Genomic DNA, 11,918 nt, shown 5'->3' on the forward strand with positions numbered 1-11,918 from the left:
CGAGTCAACTATATAAGTAATATTTTGTATCAAAGACTACAAACACCTGGTCAGAGCTTTGTTACTTTCATCCATTAGACTGATGACAGGTGTGAGTGAGAACAATGAATAAACAATTACGCTCGATGTTACTGATGAGTCCATTGATGTTGGTATCCCAATGGGCAGCATCTGAGGTTGCGATCGCACAAGAGGTTTCAGAAATCATTGATTCAGTAAACCGGTCGCAAATGCCTGCACAATCAAAGCAGGTGTCGGTTGATAAACTCATCAAACAGAGTAAACAAGAGTCAGCTTCCATGGGTCAAGTCACCAGTGTTTCCCAACTGCGTGATGTATCTCCTGGAGACTGGGCTTATGAAGCGCTACGGAGTTTAGTAGAGCGCTACGGTTGTATTGCAGGATACCCCAATCGCACGTTTCGTGGGAATCGGGCAACAACCCGGTATGAATTTGCCGCTGGTTTAAATGCTTGCTTGAACCAAATTGAGCGTTTAATTGCTGCGTCTACCGCTGATTTTATCACTCGTGAAGACTTAGAAACCCTGCAACGGCTGATTCAGGAGTTTGAATCAGAATTGGCTACTCTCGGTGCACGAGTCGATAACTTAGAAGGACGGGTGGCATTTTTAGAAGACCATCAGTTTTCTACCACCACCAAGCTAGAAGGGGAAGTGGTCTTCTCTATTGCCAACGCCTTTGGTGAAGACAGTGACAACCAAGTCGTGTTCCAAGACCGGGTACGTTTAGCGTTTGTCTCCAGTTTCACCGGTAAAGATGCGCTCTACACCCGTCTGGATGCCGGTAATGCAGCTACCTTTGATGGCACAGACCAAGGTGCCTTTACTTACAGCTTTGACAGCGGCAACGATCTGGGTATTGGTTGGCTAGCCTACTACTTCCCGATTGGGGATAATATTGATGTTTATCTGCCAGCTGCGTTTCCCCTTTGGCAAGATTTCGTCCCCACCATCAGCCCCTACCTGGATGACTTCACTGGTGCTAGTGGTGTTCTTTCCAGCTATGCTGAATCTAGCCCCATCTATAAAATTGGTTTAGGCGCAGGTGGTGGACTAGGCATCAACTTTAGCCTCGCCGATGCGGTAGTATTGAGTGCAGGTTACTTTGGTGGCAATTCCTTTGACCCCTCTGAAGGTCAGGGTTTATTCAATGGTGAGTTTTCTGCCTTAGGTCAGCTGACATTTTCCCCTAGCGACAGCTTCCAGTTAGCCTTCACCTACGTTCGTGCCTACTTCAATGACTTTGATGATGGCAACGCTATCTTTGATACAGGTGTCGGAACTGAAAACGCCAGGGCACCCTTTGGTGATGGAGCAGATGTCACTGCCAACACTAACTCCTACGGCGTAGAAGCCTCTTTTCGATTCTCTCCCAATTTAGTAATTAATGCCTATGGTGGCTACACCGATGCTGAACAAGCTTCTGGTGGCAATGGTGATGCTGAGATTTGGTACTACGGTCTAGGACTAGCATTACCAGACTTTGGCAAAGAAGGTAACTTACTTGGTATAATCGCTGGTTCTGAGCCTTATGTTGGTGGTGATGATGATACCGCCATTCATGTTGAAGGCTTCTACAAGTATCAGGTAAATGATAATATCTCGATTACTCCCGGATTAATCTGGATTGCTGCTCCATTTGGAGACAGTGATAACGAGGATGTCGTGATTGGTGCTTTGAGAACTACATTCAAATTCTAAGACCTAATCCCAAGTCCGGTTAATTACTTATAATACGGTAGAGCTCATGGCTGTGACTTAAAAATTGAAAATTGAAAATTGAAAATTGAAAATGATCAACTTTCAAGTCACGAAAAGCCAAGACTTATAAGAAGTTAACCGGGCTCCCTATCAGCACATTATTGGTAAGCATATGCGCTACGCGCATATGCTTACAACGTGACTATTTCTTTGATTCCATTGATCACGAAGGGGTCAGATGGCAGGACAAGGAAAAGGTATCCAGCCTGGTGATTACCTGATTCTGCGGCATCGCTCTAATAATTTTCGCTATCCCATTGATATCGACGTTAACAACTCTCCTGAAAAGTACCAATTATTTTCCCTTACCCAAAAACATCCTACAACAGGCTGTGTCAGAATAGTCATTGATTGAACTAAAGACTGATATAGATTTTGATGACTTTGAGGAAATGGTTGGCTATAGTATAGGATAAAACTATAAAATCTATTTTCAAAAAAACTTTTATAACAAACTGAACAAAGAATTGATATCTATGAACTAGGAGTTTTATTGATTAAATTCAAATATCAATCTTATTTGAAATCCAAAAATTAACAAAACAAAAAACTATCAAATTTGTTACCGGTAAAATGTAGGTTGATATATATGGCAATATTACTAAATTTTATCTATAATTATTAGTTAAAACTTTTCAAATAGGAATGACCTGGAAAAACCGCCTATTATTTGGTTTATCTGCCATTAAATCTGCCATTACTCTTATGGTAAAATCTAAGATTCATGGTTCATAGTTCATTGCAACAGTACTAATGAAAACTAATGAACCATGGATAATGAACCATGGATAATTATCCAGCCCACAACCCCCATAAAAATCCGTTTGGAACACTGACCGATGGTCTAGCTCAAGACATAGACAAGTTTCACGTCTGAGGGTGACAAATTGACAGGCTGTTGAGAGTCTGGTGGTGTCAGGTTTGCAATTAGGTGAAGCAATAAAGTGAGCATGGCGGCTTGAATTAGTCTTTTGAACATGGGTCTTCTCCTGAATCGCGATGGGCTGGCAGTGATTTTTCTCTGTTGAATATCTACACATGCCCAATCTACGACTCCGGTAAAAAACTTGCCAGGTGTAAAATTTAGGTAAAATTAGGGAAAAGGTTAAGGAATTAAGTTTTATCACTCTCCTAGCTGTCTTTCCAATTCTTGCCGCAGACGAAAAACAATAGTGTCTGGCTCCACCCGGTCTAGAATTTCTTTAATGACGGTACTTGCTCCTAGTGGTCCGAAAGAGCAACCTTGTTCGAGATAAACCTGTGCCGCTTGACCAACAGCATAAGCCCCATAACCCGCAATTCCAGCTTGGGTAATTGCTGCCCCAGCAAAGGCACCCAAGCCACTCGGACCGATAACTACTGATGCACTCTTACCTACACCAAAAAGCACACTGGTACCCAGTTCACCTAGCAGTAAGCCTCCAGAACTGATCAAAATCTTTTGCCATAGCTTACCTGCTTCATAGCTAGTCATGGGTAGACCATACAGCCGCGCTAGAGAACGAATCATCACCAAGTCAGTCACAGTACCCCCTAAAACATCTAAAATTCCAATCGGATTGAGGGCGACTGCTAGTGCTTTGTACTTGGCAAACTGCCAGATTAAGTCTTCTGCTTCCGTTTTGTGTAACTCAATGGCTTTTTTGGCAATAGTATTCTGAGCATTGCGGGCTTGAAATAGAGCGTTGAGGGCTAAAAGTGATCGCCCTTCTCGGTTAAGTAGACTGAAAATTTTCTGTTTAAGCTGATCTACATTCGGAGGTGGAGTTTCCCATTCATAAGTCACTCTACCATCAGGCCACTCTACCCGTACTTCCATAGAAGCTGGTTCTGCTGCCACTAGAACAATCTCATCCGCTGACAACATCTTTTGTAAACGCCGATCCTTGGGACTACCGGTACCCAGTTGTTGCAACTGTTGATAAATTGCCTCCCGGTCTTGTTCTGGATAGAGGTCAATTTTGTTAAATACCAAGATTAGAGGCTTTTGGCTTTGCCGCAGTTCACAAAGAGCTTGATATTCAGTGCGAGTGATATCACCAGCCACGACAAATAAAATTAAATCCGCTTGGGATACCACCTCCCGCGCCATCTGCGCCTTTACTTCCCCATGGATTTCGTCCAATCCTGGAGTATCAATCAACTCCAAGAGGACTTCACTGTTGGAGCTAGGTGTCCAGCGTACCGACTTGGGCCATTGAGTGACACCGTGAATCGGACCAGTTTTAAGAATTTTTTGTCCCAGCAAAGCATTAATTACCGCTGACTTACCACGACTAACCAAACCAAAAGCGGCAATGCGAATCAATCCTTGGTCAAGTTTGTCTAAGCTAGACTGCAAAACCTCTAATTCAGTTTGCAGCAAGGCTTGCATTTCCACATCAGCAGGATTCCCCTGGGACCGATGAAAATTGCTGTACCAGGACAAGGCTTGCTGTAAACTGGCACGAGTGCGGTTGAAGAGATTTTTCTGCTGGTTGTTGGTGCCATAGGATGTCTGATTACCAGCAGCTGGTTTAGATTGGGAAGATCGAGGATAACTCAAGGTTAAATAGGGCAAGACGAGTTACAGTTACTATTTTGACCTAACCGTTGATGAGAAAATACCCATTATCCGATCGCAATTACCTGATACCAAGTTGCAGTCAAAGAATAAACAAAAAGGAATTGGGAAGAGCGGAAAATTCCCCCAAGTCCTCCTGATCCCATAGGTAAATTAAACGTCAGAAACGCAACTTGCTATAAGCCTGTAGACTAATGTGGGATTGGCGCAGGCTGATTGATGGAGGTAACTATGAGTGATCTGAATAAATCTAAACAACAGCTGATTCAGGAATTGAAAGCACTGCGCCGACAAGTGGATCAACTTAAAGCTACACGAATTGTCTTCAGTGCTCAACATCAGCTATTTAAAACCTATGGCACCATAATGCAAACAGCCTCTGGCTCCCTGATGCTTAGAGCTTTGTTACAAGATATACTCCACGTTGCTGGTCGCCTCACTAAGGCAGAGGAGAGTAGCCTGTTTTTACTCAATACTGATGGTGTGGTCACTGAGAGTATTCTAGCTCGCGGTGCAACCCTCCCACGATATAAAAAGCAGATCATTGGTCAGGTTCTAGACCAAGGTTTAGCTGGTTGGGTTAGCCGCCATCGCGAAGTTGGGCTGATAAAGGACACTATCGATGATGACCGCTGGCTTACCTTACCTGATCAGCCCTATCAAGTACGCTCAGTATTAGCTGTACCTATTCTCAGGGGTAAGAGGTTATTAGGCATTATCACCCTAATGCATTCCCAGGCGGGACACTTTGGCTCTAAATCTGCCCGTTTAATGGAAATGACTGCTGAGTCCATGGCTTTGATCTTAGAGAATGCTCAACTCCACAGTCAACAACAACAGCTAGGGCAACAGTCTCCTCAGAAATATCCAGTTTTATCCCCAACAAATAAGCTCACTGAGAGTTCAGATAATTTCTCTTCTCTGGGAATTTACATAATTTATAGTAAAGGTAATTTTCTATATGTTAATCCCAAAATGGCCGAAATTTTTGGCTATTCCTTTGGTGAACTTATTTCTCGGCAATCATTACTACAAGTGGTGGCAGAAGACAAGCGTAAATTTGTCGATGAACGAATCACTAATTGTCTTCAGGGTCAGGGTAAAAATCTATACTTTACCTTTCCTGGTCAGTGTAAAGATGGTAGCAGGATTAACGTAGAAATTTATGGATCCCGAACTAAATTATACGGTAAGTTAGTAATCATTGGAGCTTTGCGAAGACTTAATCATTTAAGCGGTTAGGTTCTATGGTGTATTCTCTAGTGTGTTGGCTATAGCCATACTATTTCCATGATATTTATTTATCGCAAGGTTGTTTAAAAAATAGGTTTTATAAAAATTATGGATAGTGTCTCTAATTCTTTGATAGTTTACGGCTGATTCGCTTAATATTTCTGGAACGGCTAGCAATGGTAGCTTTCCCTTTACCAATTTGTACAAAAACTTTACCAGAAAAAATATTACTGAGGGCTGGGCGTTGGTAAACTACAAAATCTTCTAGCTTTGATGTTTCCTCAAACCCCATCTCGGTCAGAGCATCCTGGAGAGCAGCGCTAAAAACTTTCTTACTCTTGAATTCTAGGGATACTGTAACGGTTCGATTGAAGTAGGTACCTAATAAACCACCGATTAGGCCAAAAATTACACCAACACTATAGGGCATCCCTGTCACCAGACTTAGCCTCAAAACTTGCGAGGAAAATACAGTGGTAATGAGGGTTGTGCAGGTGAAGTAGTACAAAAATGTTATTAATAAACCGGGACCAAGCTGCATAGAAATTTTCTTTGATGTTATAACTATACATTTGCCATTAGTTTAAGACATTTTGAATCTGTTTCAACTGTTTTTTCCTTTAGCGATCGCTTGAGCTGCCCATCTCGATCTTCCCAGAGAGGTAAATCTCGGTCTCTATCCAGGGATGGATGATAAAATTCCTGGGGTAGTGCCAGGACTAACATACCTTCGTCTAGCTGATCAACTGCTTCACAGGAGTTGATCAAGTTAGCGATCGCTTTTAGCGGAAGCTTTGCTTCATCGCGTGTAGAAGGGAAATCCACCAGGGAGGTACTGCCCCTCCTACCACTGCGTTATCAGCACAGTGCCTCGCTTTTCGGCTTCTGGTGGTTAGAGGAAGATGGAGGACTCGAACCCCTACAACATCGCTGCCATACCACGGTTTTCAAGACCGATTGCCGTCCACTCGGCGGCATCTTCCTTAAGGTGCGCTTTCCGTGATGGCGAACGCGCCCCGCGTGACCTACGGTCAAGGGATTGCTCGCCATCACGGGTCGCACCTAAGGGTGTCTGACGGGACTTGAACCCGTTATGACTGGTTCCACAAACCAGCGCCGCGACCACTTTGGCTTCAGACACCACGTTGTTTAAAACAATACAAATTCCTAATTATTTAGTCCTAATTACAGCGTTTTTCATAATGATGAGGTATACAGGTTTTTTTCCCTGTTCCCTGTTCCCTGTTCCCTGTTCCCTGTTCCCTGCTCCCTGCTCCCTGCTCCCTTTTTCTATAAATCCTCTGTTCACAACTCAAATAAAAATGCTATCGTTAGCATCAAGTTGCTTGTCACGCAATATTGCCCTGACTGTCATTAAAATCTCTCCTAGTTTGTTTTTACCACTACCATCAGCACCACAACCCCAGTAATAATCTATGGGTGAATTCTCAACAATTAGCTGATCACCTGTAGCAAGTAGTAACTGGCGAAGATCACCATGGGTTTCAAATTTTCGTAACACTCCTCGCTGCATAATCTCATCTTTGACTTTTTCCCAATCATCACGAAGAGGATGAGAGCGATTGGCCGTAGGCCACGCTACGCGAACGCGTCCCATTTTTGCTGCTTCCTTTGGTGTTTTTGCCTCACGGATTTTGTCATACCAAGAGGAATCAGTGGTCACAAATTTTTGGGCTTGGAAGAAATGCTCACTAGTCACCCACCACAATTTATCTAGCTCAAAGCCATGTCGGGAGAAGTTGGAAAAACAACCATAGGGTTTTTGGCGAGTACCGTAAAAATAGATTGTCATAATCGTGGCGTTGCTGAATTAAGGAATGAATGCGCGATCATTTGGTTTTATTAAAGCCCCCTAAATCCCCCAATTCTGGGGGACTTTGATAGTTTTGTTACCCCCAGAATTGGGGGGCTAGGGGGGCAAAACCATACGCATAATCAGCAACGCCATAATCGTTGCTGAATAATGAGAATGCTGACCACTCAGCCAGGTGGAAACCTCAAGGTTTTATGGAACCTACAACCATAGTCCCTGGATTTTATCGATGGTTGACCTTTATGGTTTGAAGGTTGATCAGCTAAGGTTTGATGATTGAGGTTTAAGGGTTAACCGTTAACCTTTGACCTTTAAATTTAGAAAGAAAAAACCATAAATTTAGAGATTTTCGAGTGACCAACACGTCTCACCATTTTAATCGGGAATTTCGATCATTGTCCTGGCATTGCTGATCGAGAGTACTCGATCAACTGTTGACTTGAACTGTTCAATAAAGGTTTGTCGTCTCTCAAGTTCTTCAGCCAGGTTAGTGGGATCGAGTAGTTCAACCCCTTCTCTAGCTAGAAAGCTATCTGCCAAGGATTGATACTTCTGTGAACCAACGGATGCATTCTGTCCTAGCACTTCCAGAGCTAGTTTATCAAGTCTTTCTTTGACTCGTGCTTGTGCCATCTTATAGTGATTCAGGGTTTTAGTATATGCTGACTGCATAGTACCGATAACTGCTTCATAATACCTGATAAACATCTTCATCTCAATGGCTTCTGCCACAGTCATCTCTTGGTCAGCAACCGTAACCATTGTAGAAGCATTGGATAAGACAATTACTCTCTTGATCGTCCGTCGTCTGGCAATCAGAGCATCCACTTTTTGCAAAGCCGCTTTAGCTTTTATCTCATAATCTTCTCGTGATTTGAAGCCTGTTGGCACTTGACCGACTTCAACCACAGAAATTAAGGTGTTGTTGTCCAAAGCTGCTCTGGCTGAGTCAATGCGCTTTTCCAGCAAGGTCAACTCTGCTAGAGCATCTGTGACAGTCATAGTTGTCATTTTACCCTCCTTATCTCTTCATTGGTATCTCCTAGCTAATCACTTGTAAACCCTGCTGTTATTTAACTTATTAGGTAAACATAGTATTTATATAAAAAGGGAACAGGGAACAGGGAACAGGGAACAGGGAACAGTAGTAAAGAGCTCTTTTTTTTAAATTATGAACAATTAGCAAGATTGTTCAGGTTCTATTGATAACTATTAAAATCAGGTAAATCGTTACTTTTTATTGGTTGTTTGTTACTTGAAAAATTTAAATTTACGAACTCCTTTAAATGATAAGTATTCAAGCAGAGATGATAAGCTGATGTGCATTTAAATTGGTTATTCCCCGTTCCCTATTCCCTGATCCGAAGTTCCCTTTGAACAATTTAGGTATCCCAATCTAAATGCTGAACAGCTTATGACATCATGCCTGCAAATTGGTGGCAGGGGTGAGAATTGCACTCACTGATTTCCAGGGTATGAACCTGGCGAGCCTACTCTTGCTCCATCCCTGCGATACCCCTGACTGGATTTGAACCAGCAACACCTAGGTTCTAAGCCTAGAGCCTCTGCCAATTGGGCTACAGGGGTTTGGATCCGAGGGGCAGAATTTGCGCTTATGACCAATTGACTGTTGGTCAACTGGACTAAACCAAACTGCGCCACATCTGGATAATTGGTACTCCCGACAGGATTTGAACCTGTAAAAAAACTAGAATCTCGGTCTAGTGCGTCTACCAATTCCGCCACGGGAGCGTATACCCCTGGCAGGATTTGAACCTGCAAAACACTCGTTCTGGGGGAGTGATGTCTACCAATTGCATCACAGGGGTAAAGTCGGGGTGACAGGATTTGAACCTGCGACATCTTGCTCCCAAAGCAAGCGCGCTACCAAACTGCGCTACACCCCGTTGGTACTCCTGGTGGGAGTCGAACCCACAACTGACCGTTTTTAAAACGGTCGCCTCTGCCAATTGGGCTACAGGAGCATATTTGATACCAAGTTGCTATCAAAATTGATTTGGGTTAAAGGTTAAAGGTTAAAGGTTGAAGGTTAACCTTCAACCAGTTAACCTTCAACCGGTTAACCTTCAACAATAGAATGCCGGAGTTGGACTCGAACCAACTTCTCCGTGATTCAGAGTCACGGCGACTTGCCAATCGTCCATCCGGCATTTAGCACTTGCAATAGCAAGTGACAGTCCCCCAAGGTCGGCATCGAACCGACGACCTCTCGCTTTTCAGGCGAGCGCTCTACCCAACTGAGCTACCGGGGGATACAAAGGATAAAAATGAAACCCCTCCTGACTGCCCTGGCAGGGATCGAACCCGCGACCATCGAGTTAACAGCTCGCTGCTCTTCCAACTGAGCTACAGGGCATTCATCGTGCCGACGGGGATCGAACCCGCAATCACCTGCTTGAAAGGCAGGTGGCTTAACCAAATTTGCCTACGGCACGGCAAATAGCGCGGAGACTGAGATTTGAACTCAGATCAACGGTTTTGGAGACCGTCATGTTGCCAGTTACACCATCTCCGTAGGTCGCAGCGGCGGGACTCGAACCCGCACTCTCCTGGTTATGAGCCAGGTGCTCTACCTTTGAGCTACGCTGCTAGGTCACTAATTGGAGTCACTGATTGGAGCAGGATTTGCACCTGCAACCGATAAAAGCGACTGCAAAGAGCGAGGCTGACGGGAATCGAACCCGCGACTTCCTGTTCGACAGACAGGCGCTCTGACCATCTGAGCTACAGCCCCAGGACTTGAACAGTTTATCCGTTCGACTTTAGATAAATCTCTGGGTTTACTCTGTGGGGAATCAACCCAAGGGTCCATCCCCACGTGATGAGCAAACACAGTTATATCCAAACATGAATCAAAAGGTATGTTACATATTTAGTTGTCAAGGTTCCGTGTAAGCTTTTGGATTCGAGCTTTTTGACTCTTTCCTCTGCGCTATGTTTTTATGCTACAACAATACTACAAGCGGTGTCAAGGGTTTGGGCAAACTTTTTTTGGAAATTTTTAGGAGTTATGTGGATAGCCCCAGAAAACAATATATGTAGTGTTTTTATATAAAACTAAACACTATATGTATATTTAGGGGGGGTAAGTCCTAATTGCCAGAGGGGCAAGGGATGGTTTAACGGATGTAATGGATGACAGGATCGAGCAGATCTCGATCAGGAGAAACTTGTTAATAAGTTGTTCCTAGTCCCCCTTCCCCCTCTTCGGTCTCTTCTTCAATCCTCAAAGAGCGTGGGATGCCGATTAGGTATGATGTACAGACAGTGCACTATGGCAATGAATAACAAGCAAGAATGCATTTAGATCCCCTAGTCCCTAATTCTTTGTTGAATCTTTTGCAACTGGCTAGTCCCGTACTACCAGTGGGTGCTTACGGCTATTCTGAGGGTTTGGAAACATTAGTTGATATTGGTGTGATTCACAACCAGGCTACTCTGGACCAGTGGCTAGAGCATCAACTGCGCTATGGAGCCATTCGATTAGAAGCTTATGTTATAGTCCGAGCTTACGAAAGTTATGGCAAAGGGGATTTAGAGGGTTTGAACTACTGGAATGCTTGGGTAAGTGCTGCTAAGGAAACTTCTGAATTGCGATCGCAAAGTTGGCAGATGGGTAACTCGTTGATACGGTTACTGCTCGATTTGCACCCATCCACTGAAACTATTGTCCAGACGACCGATGTAACCTCTCAAGAAAATCTAATCTCTCTACACGATGTAGCATCAGCTGTGGGTCAACCCTGTAATTATGCGATCGCGTTTGGGATTGGGGCTGCTCACTGGCAGATTGACATTACAGCTACAGTCTTAGGTTACTTACATAGCTGGGCATCTAATGTCATCGGTGCTGGGGTCAAATTGATTCCCCTTGGTCAAACCGTTGGTCAACAGCTACTGCTAGCACTCAACCATAGACTTACTCTGACAACCGAAGATGTTTTAACTTTGGCGGATGAAAAATTAAGTAGTTGTGGCTGGGGATTAGCCCTGGCAAGTATGGCTCACGAAACTCAGTACACACGATTATTTCGCAGTTAATTCTTTTGAAAATAAATAATCCTTTTTTTAAAGACTTAATAAAGTTAGCTAGATTTTGTTGCTGATGTTACTGAGAGATGCTAGATTTTCTAGTTAGCAAAGTATACTACGACAATTAGCGTATCTTAAGACTTATATCCTAGTTATGATTAAGGCAGAATAAATAAAGTTAAGTTTAATTAATTTTATTTAAAAAACAACCTTAATGAAGCTAAAATTTATCAAGGTCAGCTACTAATTTACCTTCAGTTTGGCTAACAGAGTTTTGCTTATGGTTAGTGAAACTCGATAATGGTGCATCTCCACAACCCTGGCTTGACTTGTCTGCTAACATTACCAGTTTGGTGCATTTCTACAAAACCAGGACTTAGGCAAAACTGGGCGACAAACCATATAATTTGTTACAAATAGAGTTGCTGCGTAAGTTCTGAAAACTATACACAAT

Annotated in this window: 9 protein-coding genes and 14 tRNA genes; 4 read left to right on the top strand and 19 right to left on the bottom strand. The window is 43.4% G+C overall.

Going from position 1 to position 11,918, the window contains the following annotated elements; genetic code table 11:
- The first annotated feature begins 104 nt into the window (after positions 1-104).
- Both F6K51_RS20530 and F6K51_RS20535 read left to right on the top strand, forming a co-directional pair.
- Complete coding sequence (locus F6K51_RS20530) at positions 105-1,721, top strand: iron uptake porin (RefSeq protein WP_293023554.1); 1,617 nt, start codon at positions 105-107, stop codon at positions 1,719-1,721.
- Between the two features lie 238 nt (positions 1,722-1,959).
- A complete protein-coding gene (locus tag F6K51_RS20535; protein ID WP_158069535.1) occupies positions 1,960-2,136 on the top strand; it encodes a hypothetical protein in 177 nt (58 codons plus the stop codon).
- 768 nt (positions 2,137-2,904) lie between these two features.
- On the opposite strand, the gene F6K51_RS20540 is transcribed toward F6K51_RS20535, so the two are convergent.
- Positions 2,905-4,326, bottom strand: a complete 1,422-nt coding sequence (locus F6K51_RS20540; protein ID WP_293023556.1) for a GTP-binding protein — start codon at positions 4,324-4,326, stop codon at positions 2,905-2,907.
- Positions 4,327-4,575: 249 nt separating this feature from the next.
- Here F6K51_RS20540 and F6K51_RS20545 point away from each other — a divergent pair, with 249 nt between their 5' ends.
- Positions 4,576-5,586, top strand: coding sequence for a PAS domain S-box protein (locus tag F6K51_RS20545; protein ID WP_293023559.1), 1,011 nt, complete (start codon positions 4,576-4,578; stop codon positions 5,584-5,586).
- A gap of 112 nt (positions 5,587-5,698) precedes the next feature.
- On the opposite strand, the gene F6K51_RS20550 is transcribed toward F6K51_RS20545, so the two are convergent.
- The 18 genes from F6K51_RS20550 to F6K51_RS20635 form a co-directional block, all read right to left on the bottom strand.
- Positions 5,699-6,007, bottom strand: coding sequence for a hypothetical protein (locus tag F6K51_RS20550; RefSeq protein ID WP_158069534.1), 309 nt, complete (start codon positions 6,005-6,007; stop codon positions 5,699-5,701).
- A 134-nt stretch (positions 6,008-6,141) separates the two neighbouring features.
- The gene (locus F6K51_RS20555) at positions 6,142-6,402 is read right to left on the bottom strand and encodes a hypothetical protein (protein ID WP_293023562.1); all 261 of its coding nucleotides are present in this window, start codon (positions 6,400-6,402) and stop codon (positions 6,142-6,144) included.
- Positions 6,403-6,644: 242 nt separating this feature from the next.
- Positions 6,645-6,718, bottom strand: a tRNA-His gene (locus tag F6K51_RS20560).
- Positions 6,719-6,889: 171 nt separating this feature from the next.
- The gene (locus tag F6K51_RS20565; RefSeq protein ID WP_293023564.1) at positions 6,890-7,390 is read right to left on the bottom strand and encodes an NADAR family protein; all 501 of its coding nucleotides are present in this window, start codon (positions 7,388-7,390) and stop codon (positions 6,890-6,892) included.
- Positions 7,391-7,786: 396 nt separating this feature from the next.
- On the bottom strand, positions 7,787-8,413 hold the full coding sequence (locus tag F6K51_RS20570; protein ID WP_293023567.1) for a hypothetical protein: 627 nt from the start codon (positions 8,411-8,413) through the stop codon (positions 7,787-7,789).
- A 432-nt stretch (positions 8,414-8,845) separates the two neighbouring features.
- Positions 8,846-8,922, bottom strand: a tRNA-Met gene (locus tag F6K51_RS20575).
- Positions 8,923-8,924: 2 nt separating this feature from the next.
- Positions 8,925-8,998 (bottom strand) — tRNA-Leu (locus F6K51_RS20580).
- Positions 8,999-9,084: 86 nt separating this feature from the next.
- Positions 9,085-9,163 (bottom strand) — tRNA-Leu (locus tag F6K51_RS20585).
- Between the two features lie 3 nt (positions 9,164-9,166).
- Positions 9,167-9,240, bottom strand: a tRNA-Leu gene (locus F6K51_RS20590).
- A 4-nt stretch (positions 9,241-9,244) separates the two neighbouring features.
- Positions 9,245-9,318 (bottom strand) — tRNA-Pro (locus F6K51_RS20595).
- Position 9,319: 1 nt separating this feature from the next.
- Positions 9,320-9,396, bottom strand: a tRNA-Leu gene (locus tag F6K51_RS20600).
- Positions 9,397-9,509: 113 nt separating this feature from the next.
- A tRNA-Gln gene (locus F6K51_RS20605) sits at positions 9,510-9,582 on the bottom strand.
- Positions 9,583-9,609: 27 nt separating this feature from the next.
- Positions 9,610-9,684 (bottom strand) — tRNA-Phe (locus F6K51_RS20610).
- A gap of 31 nt (positions 9,685-9,715) precedes the next feature.
- Positions 9,716-9,788 (bottom strand) — tRNA-Asn (locus F6K51_RS20615).
- A 4-nt stretch (positions 9,789-9,792) separates the two neighbouring features.
- Positions 9,793-9,867 (bottom strand) — tRNA-Glu (locus F6K51_RS20620).
- Between the two features lie 8 nt (positions 9,868-9,875).
- A tRNA-Trp gene (locus F6K51_RS20625) sits at positions 9,876-9,946 on the bottom strand.
- A 4-nt stretch (positions 9,947-9,950) separates the two neighbouring features.
- Positions 9,951-10,022: transfer RNA gene (locus F6K51_RS20630), tRNA-Ile, on the bottom strand.
- Positions 10,023-10,092: 70 nt separating this feature from the next.
- Positions 10,093-10,166: transfer RNA gene (locus F6K51_RS20635), tRNA-Asp, on the bottom strand.
- Positions 10,167-10,729: 563 nt separating this feature from the next.
- Between F6K51_RS20635 and F6K51_RS20640 the strand changes: the two genes are divergently transcribed.
- On the top strand, positions 10,730-11,473 hold the full coding sequence (locus tag F6K51_RS20640) for an urease accessory protein UreF (protein ID WP_293023570.1): 744 nt from the start codon (positions 10,730-10,732) through the stop codon (positions 11,471-11,473).
- Positions 11,474-11,918 lie beyond the last annotated feature (445 nt).

The organism is Moorena sp. SIO3I8, from assembly GCF_010692325.1.
Taxonomy (GTDB): domain Bacteria; phylum Cyanobacteriota; class Cyanobacteriia; order Cyanobacteriales; family Coleofasciculaceae; genus Moorena.